We start from the raw sequence: 17,024 nt of genomic DNA on the forward strand, positions 1-17,024 counted from the left end.
ATGATACGCCCCCGTGGCTGTGGAACCCTGCCCGGGCGGCCGTGCCGCCGGCCTCAGGGCGCCACCACCCGGCCCCGGGGCTCTGCTTCTCGAACGGGCCGACAGTCGCAGGCCTCTGCGCAGCCTGGCCCTTGCTGTGGCCGTGCCGGTGGCCGGCGCACTCCTGCGTCAGCTGGCAGTTCCCGCCCCGGCGGGGCCTCGCCCAGTCTCCGAGATCGCCGCTGAGATCAGCGATGGCCTGCTCGACCGGTGGGAGCGACTCGGCCACCCGTTCCACAGGAGGCTGGTGGACCAGGCGCGGGACCTGGCTGGCGGACTCAGCCACCGGACCGGCTCCCTTCTGGTCAATCACGACCTCCACTACGACAACGTCCTGGCAGCGGACAGGGAACCATGGCTGGCCATCGACCCAAAGGTCGTCACCGGTGACCCGGAGTACCAGGTGGCGCAACTGCTGTGGACACGACTCGATGAGATGGACGGACGAGAAGAACTTTTCTTCCACACCCACGCGTTGTTCGAATCCGCCGAGCTGGATCCCGAGGTCGCGAACGCCTGGACCGTGGTGCTTTCATCGACTACTGGCTGTGGGGACTGGACTCCGGCTTCACAGAAGATCCACTTCGTTGCGCAGCCATAGTCGATGCCTTCACCCGGCACGGCTGACAGCGCCACGCCCCGGGGCCGTTCGCGCGGTCGCCGGGGTCTTCTCTGACCATAGGCATAGATAGGTGTGTCTATGCCTGTACGGAGACAGCTACCTGCAGTCAGACCATGATCGAGTTTGGCCCCACTCAGCCGAAGTCGGTGCAGATCGCCGAGGTGATCCGCCAGCGCATCCGGTCCGGCGAGTACCCGCCACAGAGCCTGATCTCCGAAGTGCGCATGGAGGCTGAGTTCGGCGTCGCCCGCGCCACAGTCCGCAAGGTCACGGCGCAGCTCCGCGAAGAGGGGCTGATCGTCACCACACCAGGGCTCGGCTCGTTCGTCGCCGCGGTGTCTTCACTCATGGAGCCTGTCTACGCCCGGCCAGGGACGCCGCACGCCAGTAGGTGGCGACCGGGTGGATCCGTCCGTTGGCGACGTACATTCGACGCCTGGACGAGGTGCCCAGACGCATCGACTCCGCCACGGACCGCGTGTCCGCAGCGACCATGTTGGGCTGCACACCCGCGCAGGTCGGCCCGTGCGCCCGCTGCCAGGGCCTGACCTGCCGCTACGGCCGCGGCGCCCAGCTCGTGTGCCCTCACTGTCGGGCCATCGAACGGAGAGCCAGGCGGGCGTAGGGCGACGTCGGCGCCCCATGTCTGAGCTGGGCATTCTGGAATGGCACGAGCCCCCCGCGCGACCCTGCGCGGGGGCTCTGGGAGGTCGAGCCAGACGAGCCCTGGGAGTACGGGTCAGCCGGTGCTGCCCAGCCTGCGGGCCAGCTCATCGCGGATGTCTGCGGCAAGGTTGCCAGTCTCGCCCCAAGCGACGACCAGCTCGGCTACGTGTCGCAGTTTGATGTTGGTGCGCATGGACGTCTCACGGAGCAAGTCCCAGGCCTCAGCCGGGCTAATACGCCCCACGGCGATAATGACGCCCATCGCCTGGTCGATCAAGGCATGGGAATCCACCGCATGCTCAAGCTGGGTGACCTTGGCCTGCAGTTGCTCGATCTCGTCAACGGGATGGCTTTCCGGCTCCTGAACTGTGTCAGGAACCCTGTCCACGTGGCTGTCCACGCTGCCTCCGTGATTTGAGGGGCTCTGCATCCCTGGTATTTCTGTCCAGCCCTATGCCAGGTACGCCCCCGCGTTGTCCTCCCACTCTCACGCTCAAGGCCAGCGGAGGCAACAAGACCAGTGCTGGGCTTCTCCAGGGCATGTCAGGCCGTGCTCGCCTGCCGGTACGGGCGCGGCGCCCAGCTGCTGTGCCCCCACTGCCGGGCTATCGAGCAGAGCACCCAGTTCGTGAAGTGACGGAAAGCCGGTCGAGGGTACCCGGACGACGGAATCTGCCGTTTCCGCTGGCATTCCAGAGGAAGGCGATTTCAATGAACTTCGTATGCGGAAAGATCCCCTGCGTAGCGGATGGAGCGGAAGCACTCTTCCCGTGGTACGCCATCATGTTCGCGATCCTGGTTGTGGCCCTCGTGGTCATGCTGTTGAAGACCAGGCACCATTGACCTTCGCGAGACCCGCAGGAGCTGCTGCTTTGTGTGTCCGCGCGCGGAGGCATGCGATAAGCCACCGCCACGGACCGTTCCAACGCAGGAGCGAACGATCGTCACGCACGGCAGCGATTCGGCGGGGAGCCTCGGATCACGCGCTGACCGGTGCATGACCCCACGGCCTCAGCCCTGCACGTCCCGACCCGACGGGTGACGGCCAGGTAATCGACGAAGCAGATGATTGGCGCGGTTCAGGCGAGGGGGACCGATGCCAAGCCGTCGCGGCGCTCCTGGGCTTCGTGGCTGGCCCGGATAGTCTCGGCATCCGGCTCGCCTCGCCGCGACCGCGGCCCTTCTGCCACGCCGCTCCGCTTAGGGCGTCGGTCGGCTGGCAGTCGCCACTGCTCCCGCCCCCGCGTGACCACCCGCGCTGATCAGGTCAGCCCGAAATCCTGCGAGCGGATCCTGGGAGGAACCCGAAGCCGTCGGCAGTTGCCAGATCCGGATCAGCGGGTCACGGAAGGCGCGACCCGCCTGGCGCCCCCTCTTACCGGACGGCGGAGTTGGCGGCCGGGATGTGCGCGGAAGTGATCGTCATCGGCGTGCCGGTGACGGCGATGAGATAGCTCCCGGGCCCGTGGCCACCGGGCATCGCGCGGAAACCCCCCTCGGGCTCGACTCGATACTCCGCGGAGGCGTGCGGGGCCAGCACGGTGGAACCCGAGGCAATCGTCCACCAGTTGGAGGCGCCCTGGCCGGTACGGCTCGCGAAGTGCGGCTCAAGTGCCGTACCGGTGGTGTTGATGACCCGGACGTCGATGGCGGTGACGCCGACACGTGACCCTTGCTTGGCGAAGTGCGGCGCGAGGCTCATGCGCAGAGGCGGCGGGCTCGCGGCGGCGATCACGACGCACGCGAGGGCGGGAGCGAGCAACCCGGCCGCGACGACGGCCTTGGCGCGGCGGCCGGTGAGGCGGGGCAGGCGTGGTTGCCAGGCGGTGGCGAACGCGGAGGCCGGGACGGTGGCGGCGGCCGCCAGCCACAGCGGGGTCATCATCAGGAAGTAGCCGTCCTGGGAACGCGTGGCCAGGTAGAACACGACCCACGGGATAACGACGAGAGCCGGGCCCAGCCGTCGGACGAACAGCAGCGTGGCCGCGAGCAGACCCAGCAGGAGCAACTGGCTGCCGTAGGAGTAGTAGTCGAGGCGACTGCTGCCGTCGGTGAAGTAGTAGGAGATGCCCATCACGCCCTGACCGTGCAGGATCGCCTTTTGCTCCAGTGGCAGCAGGATTCCGTTCAGCCAGGCCGAGAAGTCCTGGACGGCGAAGTACGCGTTGGCTGCGGACCAGGTGAGGGCGGCTGTGGCCGTGTAGCGGGCGGTGACCATCAGGGCGCGCCGGGGGCCGAGTTCGCCGCGCCGGACGGCGTACAGGCCGAGTAGGAGGAACGGCGCGAGGAACCAGGCGAGTTGCTGGGCGGCGCAGGCGGCACCCAGACAGGCAGCCCGCAGTACGCCTCCTGACCCGAGGTGGCCGCCCTCGCCCGTGCTGGGCCAGCGGACCACAACGGGGATGAGCAGGGCGAGGGCCGTGATGGCCGGGTACCCGGAGTAGGCGTAGTGGGGCAGGAAGCCGAAGCCGAGGCAGACGGCCGTGGCCGCGGACCGCCAAGGCGCCGGCAGCAGGAACCACAGCAGAAGTGAGGAGGCGAGAAGCGCGACAGTGGGGACCAGGGTGGCGGCTGCCGTCGAGTGGACGACGGCATACACCGGTGCGGCGAGCAGGGCGGTTAGCGGCGGATAGCCGTACGTGTAGTCGGCGCCACCGGACATGGTCTTGGTGATCCCGACACCGTGCGTGGCGAACAACCAGGGCCACGGCTGGCCGTAGACGGGATGCCCGTGCAGTATCGCGCTCGTGGCCTGGGCGGTCAGCACTCCTTCGTCGTTGCCGGCGTGGTCGAGCAGATAGCCGCAGATCACCAGTGCGACGCCGGTGACCAGTACGGCCGCGTCGATCCTGATCAGTGCCCGTCGGCTGAGGACGAGGAGGCTGAGGACGGCGCAGACGAGGATGGAGGCGTAGCAGACGGAGATGACACCGGCGACCGCTGGGCGCGACGCCATCGCCGCTGTCCAGGCGGCGCGTGTGCCGATGAACAGGCTGATCGTGGCCACCAGGGTCATACCCCGATGCCATTGCTGGGGCCTGGCGTCCGGGACACCGAGGGCTGAGGCCCGGGTCGGGGGCGGTGCCGCCGGGTGCGTCGTGGTACGACGACGGATCTCGACGCCCGTTCCGCCACGATGGGTGTCCGCCAAGGACTGCCTCCTCTGCCTCGCCCCAACTGGGCGGCAACCGCATGTGGTCGGCCTCCCGAGCGTCATCTACTACATCACGTAGAGGTAAGTTCGGTCGGCGACGTTCCGCCGAACCGGAGGCTCGTCCGACCGCCCCGGCAAGGGATTCACGCACCCCTCGTTCAGGACCGGGACGAATGGACGCCCCTGTTTGATCATCTCCAGTTCACCTGACGTCTGCAAGGCTGTAGTCGGTAAGCGGATTGCGTGAAATCCTCCGCCGAGACGGGACTGCCGGACGTGGAAGGGGCCCCCATCTCCGCCGCCTCGAGGGCGAGAGCAGTCAGGCTCCGTGCGGGCGCAGTTGGTGCTCGTAGGCGAAGATCACCACCTGTACCCGGTCCGGAGCTGCAGCTTGGCCAGGATGCGCGTGATGTGGGTCTTGACGGCCGCCTCGGTGAGGTGGAGGCGCTGGGCGATCTCCGCATTCGTCAGGCCAGTGGCGATGAGGTGGAAGACGTCCCGTTCTCTGGCCGTCAACCGGGCGAACAGCGCGCCGGCCGCCTCGTCGCGCGACCAGGGCGCGGCCTTGGCGACGCGGTCGACGAGGTCACGGGTGATGCGCGGGGTGAGTACCGCATCAACGTGGGACTTCGCTTACGACGGTGTGTCCGACGTCGTCGACCAGTGCGTGGCCTACCTGCGCCGCGAGATCGACGAGCCAGGAGGGGCGGCGGCGCACCCCCTGAAGCTCCTGAACCGGGCGGGCGGTCCACCCGTCACAGGGCCCGATGGGAGACGGTGAGTAGGTAGGTGCCGTAGAAGAGGGAGACGCCGGCCAGGGCAGCGAGCAGGACGACAATGGTACGGAGGCGGCTCCGCGCCAGATGCAGGGCGAGTGGAAGCAGCAGAGGGACGGCCGGCAGCAGGAACCTCGGCTTGCTGGTGAAGAAGTTGGTGCCGCCGACGGCCATCACGATGAGGACCGCGCAGTAGGCGAGCAGGGGCAAGGGCATCCTGTTCAGGACGCAGAAGACGAAGAGCAGCAGGGAACCGAGGACGATCGCGGCGGTCACATAGACGACGAGGGTGTCGTGCCCGACGATCAGGTGTTTGAACGTGTGGGCCGTGTAGTGGCCGAAGTCGAACCGTGAGCCCCACAGACTCTGCACGTGGAAGTAGCCGACGGGGGTGTGTGTCCTGAGCCCCACCCAGCCGATGTAGCCCAGCCATCCCAGGGGCGCCGCCGCGGCGGCCGCCCAGGCGCGCGGAGTGGTGGGCATGCCGACGCGGCGCAGCTGCCAGAGATGAGCGACGGCGCCGACGACGACGGCGGCGGCCACGGCAAGGCCGTTGGGACGGCACAGCCCGGCCAGCACCGCCAGCGTTCCCGCGGTCAGCCAGCGGCGGGTCAGCACAGCGTAGAGCGACCAGGCGGCGAAGGCGGTCATGAGGGATTCGGTGTACGCCATCGTCAGGATGATCGCGTGCGGCAGCAGCGCCCACAGCGCCACGAGGATGATCCCGACGCGTCGTCCGTGCAGCAGCTCGCCGACCGCGTACACGCCCCAGGCGGCCACCAGGGCGGCACTCCACGCGATGAGCAGCGCCACGTTGATCGGGCCGATCGGCAGCATCGTGTTCACTGCGCGGATCAGGCCCGGGAAGAGGGGGAAGAACGCCAGGTCGTTGTAGACGCGGTGGCTCCCTTCAGGGTGGACGATCAAGCCGTAGCCGTACTGGGAGATATGCCAGTACCAGTGGCCGTCCCATTCCAGGCCGAGCACGGTCCGCGGGTGCCTGCCGAGGTGCAGCGACCACAAGGCCGCCATGATTACCCCGGTCAGCCGCACGGAGGCGAACACCGTCAGTGCCGGCAGTGCCTTCCCCAGTTCGAAACGCCACCGCCGCTGCGGAGGCGGTGGATCGAGTCTCGGAGCGAACCGCCGCGTGAGCGCGTTGCTCGTCTTCGTGGGGCTGTCGCCCATTTCGACCTCCGTCTCTGCCCTGCAGGAGGGAGCGGCCGGAGGCCAGGTTCCATTGATAAGAGATCTCTTACTTCACAAGAACCGGTGATATTCGACGCTAATGCCGCATTATGCAAGTTTCGCTGTGTCGCCCCTCAGAGGCAGATGTCGCTCAACGAGAACGCGACCGGCACAGGTCCGCATCGCCACCGAGCGCTGTTCCTCGAACCGTAACGGGCTCGCCACTCGCCGAACTCGAAGCCGTACAACAGGCGCGCCGCCTGCCCAATGCTGAGACCCGTACCACGCTCTCCCCTCACGTCGAAGACGGCGGTGCCCCCTCGAACCACATCTGTCGGGCACACGGGCGCGACATCACCGTCTCCCGCGGGCGTCCGCGATACGGTGCGCTGGAAGATCGGCCAAGGGAGGATGTTCATGGAGTTCCGGCTGATCGCGCGTGCTCCCAAGGTGTTTCAGCAGCCATGACCGGTGATGCGATCGAGGCAATGCGGCGCCGGGTCTTCAGAGGCCTACGAAGGTGTTCTCCGCCACTGCACTCGGCGCCGGGCTGTACAACACGACTCTCTGCGTCGCCGTCGCTGGTCAGGAACGGCCGGGGATCTTGCGGATCGCTCTGGAGCCGGGCCGCAGTTCGTCGGAACGAGACGTGATGCGCAATGAGTCCGCTGGCCTCCCTCTCCTCGCGGAGCTCGCGCCTCTCATGCCCCCCTCATAGCGGTGGAGGTCACCCACGAGGTCATTTGCGTTGTGTGTCCGCGCGCGGAGGCATGCGGATAAGCCCCCGCCACGGACCGTGCCCCGCGATCATTCACCCGCACAGGGCTCGTGCGCCCGATGCCAGGGGCTCACCTGCCGCTACGGGCGCGGCGCCCAGATCCTGTGCCCCCACGGCCAGGCCATCGAACGGCACACCAAACGGGCGGACAGGCACAGCCTGTCACGGCACGATCGCCGTGACAGACGCCCGCAAACCAAAGACGCGACGTTCTTCACTCGGCCCTCGCATATGAGCACGCCTCCCACCGGTGCCGTCAGGTGGGAGGCGTGCCCCCCATGGGCTTTCGGCAGCCTGAACTAGGGGGAGGACACCAGGCCGCGCGGAGCCACGCCCAGCCTGACCGGGGAGCAGCACGACGGCCACCCGGCGCTGCCAGACGGGTAGGCAAGCATGACGGAAGCCGCCTTGCATCGCGCTGATGGAGGAACATGCGCATCCGGCGCATGCGGGCGAGGCTGGAGCTATGGCGAAGCGCCGCGTGATCGTTTACCCGCCGTCCGAGACCGGCGGTCGACGCGTGCGCGTCGACGGCGTGATCCTCGGGACGGCGTACAGTCTGCAAGATCTCAGCGTGTTCCTCTGGCGTGCGGGCATTGAAGGCTGGACCGAGGTCAACCCGCTGGTCGAGGACATCGTCGAGTCCTACGCGGACCTCATCGAGTGGCGGGGCGGCGGGCCGGACGTGTGGGAGCGCTGAGACGCTGTCAGTGTGCCTGGTTATGGCTCAGTCATGAACTGGGGAGACGTGCTCGCGGTGGGTTGTAGCCGTGACCCGTGACCTGCCGTGATTCCGGCCAGTTGGCGTCGACGGCGAAGACGCTGAACCCATCTGCCGAGCCAGGGGTGCCTTGATCGTTCATGGGATCTCTCGCGTGCTCGTCCGTGATCAGGCATCCTGCCCCCGCGAGAGGACCGGCGGGAAGTCGGGTCGGCGTCCACGGCTCGGGCCTGGGGCTGGTCGGTGCACGCGCACACCGGTCTCCTTCCAGGTTGGCCGATGAGAGCTCGGCAGGCTGCTTACACACGTAGCATGAGATGAATGAGCCGAAAAGTTCCGTTTTGGGCAGTGAACTGTTTTCAACTTGCATGAGGGGCTGGCCACTTGACGTGGTATTGGCGTTTGGGAAATGGGCGATTGGCGAGACTGGACCGTGAAGCAGAGAGAGTCCGTCATCTGTAGAGAGTCTGGCGGATGTTCTCCGCCAAGATCGGCCCTCAGTCGGCGGCTATTCAGATGCTTGCCGGTCCGGCAGCCACCGTTGGCCGCAGTATTGGTCGATTCAGCGGTTTCAGCGCCCGTGTTCACCCGGATCCCGGCTGCGCGGGGGACCGGCTCTTGGCGGCCTGAGGTGGGGCCGCCCGGAAAAACCCTGCGGGCACGGGCGTGCGTGGCGTACGGTTGGGGCACCGACGCGGGGTGGAGCAGCTCGGTAGCTCGCTGGGCTCATAACCCAGAGACACCTCATGAAGCTAAGAGTCAAGCTGCAGCGGCCATCGGGGCAGGGAACGCGGTCTGCTCGTCGAACAACTTGTGCTCACGTAGACAGCGGTAGAGCTGTCCGAGCATCCGGTTGAAGAGATGCCGAAGGGCGGCCGCGTGCCAGTCTCCGTGCTCGTCGCGTCGACGGCGGTAGTGGCTCTTGGCGCCGCGTGACCCGTTCGGAGCCGCGAAAGCCCATAGGTAGCCGGCGTGGTTGAGACGGTCGTTCTTCACTCGCCGCCTGGTGATGCTCGACTTCTTGCCGGAGGCCCGGGTGATGGGCGAGGAGCCTGCGTATGCCTTGAGCCCGCGGGCGTCGGCGAACCTGTTGCGGTCGTCCCCGATTTCGGCCAGCACCCGGGCGCCGAGCTGGACGCCGAGGCCGGGGAAGCTGAGGAGGATCTCAGCGTCCTGGTGCTGAGGGAACGCCTCCTCCACCGCCCCTGCGAGATCATCGGCCGCGGTGCAGGCGGCTTCCACCTGGATGAGGAGGGCGAGCATCTGCTTGCCGAGTGCGTCCTCAACCAGGGGCGGCTGGTGGGCCCAATCGGCCCGGAAGACGTCACGGAGGCGGTCGGCCTCGGTCTCGATGCCCCGCTTGCGGCCGGCGCGCTTGAGCGCGGCCTGGATCTGCGTGCGGCTCAGGCGCGCGGCCTTGGCCGGTGTCGGCGCGAGCTTGAGAAGCTCGCGGGCCTCGGGACGGCACAGACCGTTCTGCCAGGGTGCGAAGGCGTCCAGGGCGGAAGGGTAGTACTCGCGCAGCAGCGACCTGAGCTGGTTGGACGTCTGCTGCCGGTTCCAGGTGGCGTCCTGTTGGGCCCTGGCCAGGACGGCGATGGCGCGGGCCAGGTCGGTGTCCTGCGGCAGGGGCCGGTGGGCGTGCATGTCGGTGCGCAGGATGTTGGCGAGGACTAGGGCGTCGCCTGGGTCGGACTTCTTGCGGGAGACGCTGTGCCGGTCGCGGTAGCGGGCGGCGGCCATCGGGTTGATGGCGAATACCTGCCGTTTCCCGGTCCGCAGCACGGCGACCAGCAGGCCCCGGGAGGTCTCGATGGCGACCGGGATCGGGGCGTCTTCCGTGTCGCCGTACTCGGCGAGGAGGTCGAGCAGGAGCCGGTAGCCGGTCGCGTCGTCGGTGATGCGGCGCTTGGCGAGTAACTCGCCGGTGTCGTTGACCAGGGCGACGTCGTGGTGCCGTTCCGCCCAGTCGATTCCGCAGTAGATCAAGATGTTCCCTTCCCAAGGTACGGGTATTTGCGCTGGTCACGAGCGCATGCGGGCCACGCAGCGACCTAATTCCAGGACTCAGCCGCGGGGGCTGGTCCGACACCTCATTAGCCGTGTTCGTGGCACCAGCGCACCGCGCGGGCCTCGGTCTACTCGGGAGCTCGGACGGCTCGGGTGCATCAAGAGGTCACCGTGCGGAGGGCTCGCGCCACCAACTCCAACGAGTGATCAAGCGGTGAGTGTTGACGCTTCACGAGCGCCGAGCCTCGTCGCTCTGGCTCAAGGCATCGCGGCCAGGTCCAACGGAGACGTCCGCTCGACGCCCGTGGAGCATCACCACCCACCCGCTTCGGTGGTGGTGGCCGCGAAGGCGTCGAGCGCCGCCGTTCTCTGGGTAGGTCTTGTTGACCAAGTCGCGTGAAGACATCCGCTCGACACCCACGCGGCCGCCACCACCACAAGCAGGAGGGCCGCCCGCACGCTCTAACCAGAGGCATCACAGGCCCAGCTCGAAGTAGGCGTGACAGCCCTCACTGCTCGAACACCCCGGTGACTCGACCAGACGCCCCGGGGCCGCTGGAAAGGAATTAGGTCGCGTGGTTCAAATCCCGCCCCCGCTACCAACTCCGGCCCCTCAACGATATGTCGAGGGGCCGGACTTTTGCTGGTGACCACCTTCAGGGAGCCGTCCCGGCCTGGGGGAGCTGTACTGGAAGCCTCTGCCGCGCGCGCTGCGTTCCCCGACAGGGACGGCGATCGCGGCGGCGATGAGGCCGATGGCGAACGCGGCGCCCCCGGCCACAAGACCTTTGGCGCCCAGTACCCAGCCCCGCAGGGGAGTTGCCGCCATGGTCGTGCGCAGCAGACCGCGCCGGAACTCGCCGGTGATGAACACCGTGCTCACGGCGATCACCACGATGAGCCCGGCGAATGTGCCGACGAGGAAGTTCTCGACGGAGAAGCCGACGCCCATGACGGGCCCGCCGACGAACGGTGCGATGTCACCGGCCCCGGTCATGGTGAACCCACCGCCGTCGTTCTGGGTGAAGCCGCCCTTGATGGTGTTCGTGTAGCTGCCGGAGGTGCCCGCGTTGCCGCCCATCTGCGTGCCGCTCCAACTGCCGCCGGACCAGATGCCCGTAAGGCCGGGGCATCCGAAGGTGCCGGTGGCCACGGCAGGGCCGAAGCCCGTGCCCGCCGCGGTGTCCTCCTTCGCCTCCGGTGACGTGGCGAAGAGACCGGCCTGCACGCCGCGCGCAATCCCGGGCAGCCTCGCGCCGCCGATCTTCGTGAAGTGGGAGCCGTCGGTGGAGGTGTAACCGGTGAGGCGGTCGGCGGACCGGACCAGGCGCAGCCAGCGGGGGGACTCCTTGGATAGCTTCCGGTGGGAGCCTGTGATCGCAGGTCTGTTCTCCTCGAGAGTGGCCGACGTGGAGGTGGCGATGAGAGTCGTGTTCGTGCACGGGGCGTGCGTGCGGGACGGGTCGTGGTGGTGGCACCGTACCGCCGAGCTGCTGCAGGAGCGGGGGGTGCCGAGCGTTGCCCCGGCACTACCGAGCTGCGGCGAGGCGGGCCTGCCCGGCGGCGTCGGCGGTCCGGGGCTGCCCGAGGATGTTGCCGCGGTGCGTCAGGTACTGCAGGCCGGCGACGAGCCGACCGTCGTGGTCGCCCACAGCTACGGCGGTGTCGTCACCGCGGAAGCCGCTGCGGGAATCGGGTCGGTGCGCCGACTGCTGCTGGTCGCCAGCTACCTGCCCGAGGTCGGACAGAGCCTGTCGGAGTTCGGGGACGACAGCCCCGCCCCGTTCCTCGACGTCGACCCCGACGCCGGCACGTTCGGGGTCCGCCCCGAGCTCCTCGTGGACACGTTCCTGCAGGACTGCGACCCCGAGGTTCAGGCGCAGGCGACGGACCACCTCGCCCGGCAGAGCGTGCAGGTGACCGGACAGCCGGTCGGGGCGGCCGCATGGCAGCAGTTGCCCTCGACGTACCTCGTCTGCGCTCGGGACCGGGGCACCCCGCCGCGGATGCAGCGCGAGTTCGCTCGCCGGGCCGACAGCGTCGTCGAGCTCGACACCGGCCACCACCCGTTCCTGTCCCAGCCTGCAGCGGTCAGGGACCTGTTGCTGAGCCTGTGACGGCAGCCGCGGACGAGCCGGTCCGGCGATCCGAGGCCCAGGAGGCCGTCATTGCAGAGCGTTGCGATCATCACTCTGAGCCCCTTGTCACTTCGCCGTAGCTATGCGACCAAGGGGCCGAGAGTCCCTAGGGTTCACGCAAACTGAAGGGTTCTTGGTGGGATCCCAAGGGTTCGTCGCCGTGCTTCACGGCTGGTTCCGCGAGTTTGCCTCCGACTCGCGCCCACGCCGCTTCCCGGCTTTCCAGGCGGCCGAGAGGGTAGCGGGTCAATCAGGAGGGTGGCCGTAACGCAACTTGTTGAGAGTGGCCCCGCCGGTGGTGTCCACCACGGCCGCGCCGTCGGGGCGCCAACCACCGGCCTCGTAGAAGCGCCGGGCTCGTTCGTTGTCTTCGAGTACCCACAGGGCGGCCTGTGCTTAGTCGGCCTGTCCGAGAGTCGTCAATGCGCGATTTCCGCGATGGCAGAGCTCTCCTCAGACGGGCTGAACCTTGCGAACCCGACGATCCCCGCCTCGGTTTCGGCTACCAGCACTCCCAACGGTGGCCACCGTGTCTCTGCGATACGTGACTTCCAGCCGGACTCTTCGTGGCTTGGGTCCATGGCGTTGAGGTGGTGTTGCGGACCAAGACCGGCAAAGGCCACCTGCCGGAGCGCATGTAGACACCGGCGACCGCCGAGGCGTCATCGGTGCCTGCCTGTCGAATCCGCATGGTCGTCGGGCAGCGGCTTGCGAGCTGCCTTGTACAGCATCGAGGGGATCACGAGGACATGGTCCCAGCCAAGACCGCTCTACCGTCCCGACCTGCGGCGATCACCTTACGGGCCCCTCACCTTCGAGCAGTACGACACAACCCCTGTGGCGTGGACCGGATTGGTGGAACGATAGCCGGATAGGCCGGTCGGCGGTCGGTTCCACCTCTCCTGGGGCACCTATGAACATCTGGCTCCCATTCCGGCGCTTCGCCGCAGCGGCCGTGGCCGGCCTGATGCTCACCGCCTGCAGCGGTTCTGGCGGGTCCCCGAACGTATCGCCGTCCGCGGTACGGGGATCGCCCGCGCCGTCGCAGTCGCACACAACGCCCAGACCGGTGGCGCCGTCGACGGCCGCCCCGGTGGCCACGCATGGCGCGACCACGCCCGCCCCCCACGGCACACCACCGCTCGGCTCCTGGAGTCTGCAGCCGGTGTGGCCGTTCGTCACGCTCGCCCAGGCTCAGGTGTGGGAACGTGCCTACCGCTCCAGCGGCCACCAGCCCTGGCATCTTGACCCGGATCAGACCGCCCTGTTCTTCACCCGTGACTACCTGGGCTTCAAGGGGATCGACCGGGTCTCCTCGCGCACGGTCAGTGGCCGACATGCCCGCATCGGCGTTGCACCGACGGGGCCCGAAGGCGGCACCGCGGGGGTGATTCACCTCGTGCGGTACGGTACCGGCCCGGATGCCCCGTGGGAGGTCGTGGGTACCGACGACACGACGTTCTCCCTGACCAGGCCCGCGTACGGGTCGCTTGTGCGCTCCCCGATGGTGACCGGCGGGCGGATCTCCGGAGTGGATGAGAGCATCCGCGTCCAGGTGCGTCAGCCGTCGTCCGCGGCGCCGTTGGGCACTTCCCCATGCTGCACTTCAGCGGGCGGCAACGACCAGCCCTGGAGCGTGTCGGTGTCCTTCTCCGGCGTCCGCGACCCGGTGCTCACGGTTGTCGCATCCACCGGAGGGCACGTCGCCGACGTCGAACGCTTCACCATCACGGCGGTACGGACCGGCTGACCGCCTCTCGACGAGATGACTTCCGGCGCCCGGCCTTGGTCGGCCAGGACAACCTTCGCCGGATCGTGCTGCGTGAGAGGGACCGGCCCGGCGCGGCGAAGATCGGCCTGATCGACACCGTTGCCCGCTACGCGTTGGACCCTGGGTGTCACGTGGTGGTCGAGGGCATCCTCTACGCCGACCACTACGGCGAGATGCTGCGCAGCTGCGCGCCGTCCATCGTGGCCCGACCCACGGCTACTACCTGCACGTGCCGTTCGAGGAAACCGTCGCCCGGCACACCACAAAGCCCCAAGCGTGAGACCGGCACCCGCATCGCCGGGCTGAGGTGCTGGGTGCACACCGCCTGCACCCGTTCACTGACGCCGTACCAGGTGCAGGCCAAGCGCCGGGTGTAGGCGTTGAAGCCCTGGGCGTGCTGCCCGCCTTCACCGGGATCGCCGTCCACGACGGCTGGAAGCCGTACAAGACCTACACCAGTGCCGTCCACGCCCTGTGCAACGCGCACCACCTGCGCGAACTGGCCGCCGTGGCGGACAACGCCTCCGCCGGCCGCCCCGAGGACCTCGCTGGGCTGCTGGTGCCCACGTCAGGGCAGACAGAAGCACCTCCGGCGCACGCCAGGGGATGTGCCACGCCCCGGCGCGCACCGAAGGTGCGCTCAGTCGCTGACCTTCGGCAAGGGATCTCGACGCGGTTCCAGCACCCGTCCATATCGCTGGAGACGCATGCCGGGAAACCGTCCCGGTGGTACGGGGGATGAACCACCGGGACGGTGACTGGAGCGGGAGGGCTGGGAGCCGTCGGGTGGTCTTGCCCAAGCCGTCCCGGATGTGGCCCGACGTGGTGCGTCAGGCGGTCGCGCCCACCACCGTGTCCGGCAGTGCCTCGCCGTCCTCCTCGTCGAGGTCCGGAGGGATCGTCGACAGCGCACTGGCGTGCAGGTCCTTCGTGCGGAGCATCAGGAAACCGATCACCGCGGCGGTGAACCCGAGGATCGCGCTCAGGGTCATGGCGCCGTGGAAGGCGCTCATGAACGCGTCCTGCCCGGCGGCCAGCACCGCGTCGTGCAGGGGCCCTGCGGCCTGGGCGACGGCGTCGACGGATCCGGCGCTGATGCCGTGGGCTGCCTGCTCCGCGGCATCGTGCCCCAGCTGCTTGCCGGCCGCGGAGGAGGTGAACACACTCGCCACGCGGTGCTCGAAGAACGCGCCCACGCCGGCGATGCCGACAGCGATGCCGACCTGCTGGAACGTCTCGTTGATGCCGGAGGCGACACCGGACTTGGCAGGCTCCGCGACACCGATGGCCAGCGCCGCCCGGGCGGGGTTGAAGGCACCCATGCCGAAGCCGGCGATGACCAGCGCCGGGATGAGCACGGTCCAGGACGAGTCGGCCTTCGTCATGTTCAGGAACAGAATGCCGATGGACATGACGGCGGTCGAGCCGCCCAGCAGCACCCGGAAGGGAACCTTGCCGATGAGGCTGCCGCCGATCGCCCCGGCCACGAACATCGCGCCCGTCAGCGGCAGGAAGCGCAGGCCGGTGCCCCAGGCGTCCACATGCAGCATGTTCTCCAGGTAGCTGGTCTCGAAGAACACCGAAGGCAGGGCTCCGGCGTTGCCGATCATGGCGACGAGGGAGATGCCGACAAAGGTGGGGCTGCGGAAGAACGCCAGGTCGATCATGGCGCGCTCGCCCAGTTGCCGCTCGATGAGCACGAACAGGACCAGGAAGAGCGCGCTGAGTGCGTAGAGACCGAGCGTGGCGGCGCTGGTCCAGCCCTCCTCGGGGGCGCGGATGGTGGCGAACACCAGTGCCGCGAGCGCGATGCTGAAGGTGACGAGGCCGCCCCAGTCGGTGGGGTGGGCCCGCCTGTTGAGCGACTCGCGGACGCGCAGGGCGCCGATGAGGATGGCGATGACCCCGACCGGCACGTTGATGTAGAAGATCCAGCGCCAAGACAGCGTGTTGATCAGCGAGCCGCCGATGAGCGGGCCGGTGGCGACGGCGAGACCGACCGCGGCGCCGAAGGCGGTGAAGGCGGTCGCCCGTTCCTTGCCGTGGAACTCGTGGCTGAGCATCGCCGGACCGACCGCGAACATGATGGCAGCCCCGACACCCTGGATGGCGCGGTAGGAGCTCAGCGCCGTGGCGTCACCGGCCAGGCCACAGGCCAGCGAGGCAACGGTGAAGAGGGCGAAGCCCACCAGGAAGACCTTCTTGCGGCCGATCCGGTCGGCGAACGAGCCCGCCGCCACCAGGAAGATCGCAAGCGTCAGGGCGTAGGCGTCGAACACCCATTGCAGGTCGGAGAAGCTGCTGCCCAGGGACTTGTGGATCTGCGGAAGCGCGATGGACACCACGCTCAGATCGAGCATCAGCATGAACGTGCCCAACGCGACGATCCCGAGTGTCCACCACCTCGTGGGCGATGGCGCGCGTTCTGCGGACATGCGGGAACTCTCCAATCAGCGGGGTCTATCGATGATTGGAATCTAGATGATTGGAAATCAAGGAGTCAACACCCGTCACGGTCGGTAGCGCCTCACGGGGACGGAATCAGCCACCTCCACTGCTCGCGCATGCTTGGTCACGGAAAGTAATGAAACCGGACATGACAAAGCCCGCCCGGGATCGAATCACGGCCCGAGCCGGCTGCGCCGTGGGCGCCTCAGTCGGAACAGACGGAGGCGGGCCACCGGCCCGCCAGGATCCTGGAGAGCGTCTCGCGCAGGACCTCGCGCTCACCCTCCGCGAGTGCGCCGAAGAAGGTCGATTCGACCTCCGTGGCCACCCGGTCCGCCGTCGCGAGCACCTCACGGCCGGACTCGGTGAGGATCAGGTTGTAACGCCGCCGGTCGGCCGGGTTGCGCCTGCGCTCGACATGCTGATTGCGCTCCATCTCGTCGATCACCGTCACGACCGTGGTCGGGTCGAGGTTGAGCAGTCGGCTCAGGTCCTGCTGGGAGAGCTCGGGTCCGCCGGCCAGGGCGGCCAGCACGAAGAAGTACCGACTGCGCATGCCGATCGAACCCAGCGCCTTCTCCACGTCCTCCACCAGCAACAGCCCCGCCTTGTGGAGCAGGTAGCCGGGGCGCTCGGCGATGAGGAAGTCCTTGCGCGGCGACAGGTTCGCCCCTTGTGGCTCGGCGTTGCTGCTGCGCGCCATGAGCAGACTC

General features: G+C 68.2%; 14 protein-coding genes and 1 pseudogene. 7 read left to right on the forward strand and 8 right to left on the reverse strand.

Annotation, left to right across the window (positions count from 1 at the left end; translation table 11 throughout):
• Positions 1 to 19 precede the first annotated feature (19 nt).
• Complete coding sequence (locus ACWDA7_RS25940) at positions 20 to 640, forward strand: aminoglycoside phosphotransferase family protein (protein ID WP_450606745.1); 621 nt, start codon at positions 20 to 22, stop codon at positions 638 to 640.
• Between the two features lie 134 nt (positions 641 to 774).
• Positions 775 to 1,209: a GntR family transcriptional regulator gene (locus tag ACWDA7_RS25945; RefSeq protein ID WP_450606684.1), complete on the forward strand. Its 435-nt coding sequence runs from the start codon at positions 775 to 777 to the stop codon at positions 1,207 to 1,209.
• Positions 1,210 to 1,400: 191 nt separating this feature from the next.
• On the opposite strand, the gene ACWDA7_RS25950 is transcribed toward ACWDA7_RS25945, so the two are convergent.
• The 4 genes from ACWDA7_RS25950 to ACWDA7_RS25965 form a co-directional block, all read right to left on the reverse strand.
• Positions 1,401 to 1,727, reverse strand: coding sequence for an ANTAR domain-containing protein (locus ACWDA7_RS25950; RefSeq protein ID WP_450606686.1), 327 nt, complete (start codon positions 1,725 to 1,727; stop codon positions 1,401 to 1,403).
• A 975-nt stretch (positions 1,728 to 2,702) separates the two neighbouring features.
• On the reverse strand, positions 2,703 to 4,478 hold the full coding sequence (locus tag ACWDA7_RS25955; RefSeq protein WP_450606687.1) for a hypothetical protein: 1,776 nt from the start codon (positions 4,476 to 4,478) through the stop codon (positions 2,703 to 2,705).
• 363 nt (positions 4,479 to 4,841) lie between these two features.
• Entirely contained in the window at positions 4,842 to 4,997 is a 156-nt protein-coding gene (locus ACWDA7_RS25960) for a response regulator transcription factor (RefSeq protein WP_450606689.1), read from the reverse strand.
• Positions 4,998 to 5,236: 239 nt separating this feature from the next.
• Positions 5,237 to 6,445 (reverse strand): hypothetical protein, encoded by a 1,209-nt coding sequence (locus ACWDA7_RS25965; protein WP_450606691.1) that lies wholly within the window; start codon positions 6,443 to 6,445, stop codon positions 5,237 to 5,239.
• A 1,199-nt stretch (positions 6,446 to 7,644) separates the two neighbouring features.
• On the opposite strand from ACWDA7_RS25965, the gene ACWDA7_RS25970 reads away from it, so the two are divergent.
• Positions 7,645 to 7,923, forward strand: a complete 279-nt coding sequence (locus tag ACWDA7_RS25970) for a hypothetical protein (RefSeq protein ID WP_450606693.1) — start codon at positions 7,645 to 7,647, stop codon at positions 7,921 to 7,923.
• 780 nt (positions 7,924 to 8,703) lie between these two features.
• On the opposite strand, the gene ACWDA7_RS25975 is transcribed toward ACWDA7_RS25970, so the two are convergent.
• Both ACWDA7_RS25975 and ACWDA7_RS25980 read right to left on the reverse strand, forming a co-directional pair.
• The gene (locus ACWDA7_RS25975; RefSeq protein WP_450606695.1) at positions 8,704 to 9,933 is read right to left on the reverse strand and encodes an IS110 family transposase; all 1,230 of its coding nucleotides are present in this window, start codon (positions 9,931 to 9,933) and stop codon (positions 8,704 to 8,706) included.
• 634 nt (positions 9,934 to 10,567) lie between these two features.
• Complete coding sequence (locus tag ACWDA7_RS25980) at positions 10,568 to 11,182, reverse strand: hypothetical protein (protein ID WP_450606697.1); 615 nt, start codon at positions 11,180 to 11,182, stop codon at positions 10,568 to 10,570.
• 193 nt (positions 11,183 to 11,375) lie between these two features.
• Here ACWDA7_RS25980 and ACWDA7_RS25985 point away from each other — a divergent pair, with 193 nt between their 5' ends.
• The 4 genes and pseudogenes from ACWDA7_RS25985 to ACWDA7_RS26000 all read left to right on the forward strand — a co-directional run bounded on the left by ACWDA7_RS25985 (position 11,376) and on the right by ACWDA7_RS26000 (position 14,605).
• Complete coding sequence (locus tag ACWDA7_RS25985; RefSeq protein WP_450606699.1) at positions 11,376 to 12,071, forward strand: alpha/beta fold hydrolase; 696 nt, start codon at positions 11,376 to 11,378, stop codon at positions 12,069 to 12,071.
• Between the two features lie 988 nt (positions 12,072 to 13,059).
• The gene (locus ACWDA7_RS25990; RefSeq protein WP_450606747.1) at positions 13,060 to 13,842 is read left to right on the forward strand and encodes a hypothetical protein; all 783 of its coding nucleotides are present in this window, start codon (positions 13,060 to 13,062) and stop codon (positions 13,840 to 13,842) included.
• Positions 13,839 to 14,140: pseudogene (locus tag ACWDA7_RS25995) on the forward strand (kinase); the annotation flags it as partial. The gene ACWDA7_RS25990 and the pseudogene ACWDA7_RS25995, both read left to right, overlap by 4 nt.
• 117 nt (positions 14,141 to 14,257) lie before the next feature.
• Positions 14,258 to 14,605 (forward strand): IS66 family transposase, encoded by a 348-nt coding sequence (locus ACWDA7_RS26000; protein WP_450606701.1) that lies wholly within the window; start codon positions 14,258 to 14,260, stop codon positions 14,603 to 14,605.
• Positions 14,606 to 14,693: 88 nt separating this feature from the next.
• Here the strand turns inward: ACWDA7_RS26000 and ACWDA7_RS26005 are convergent, their stop codons facing one another.
• Both ACWDA7_RS26005 and ACWDA7_RS26010 read right to left on the reverse strand, forming a co-directional pair.
• Entirely contained in the window at positions 14,694 to 16,298 is a 1,605-nt protein-coding gene (locus tag ACWDA7_RS26005) for an MFS transporter (RefSeq protein ID WP_450606703.1), read from the reverse strand.
• Between the two features lie 218 nt (positions 16,299 to 16,516).
• Entirely contained in the window at positions 16,517 to 17,014 is a 498-nt protein-coding gene (locus tag ACWDA7_RS26010; RefSeq protein ID WP_450606705.1) for a MarR family winged helix-turn-helix transcriptional regulator, read from the reverse strand.
• Between the last annotated feature and the right edge of the window lie 10 nt (positions 17,015 to 17,024).

The organism is Streptomyces sp. NPDC001156 (genome assembly GCF_053598275.1).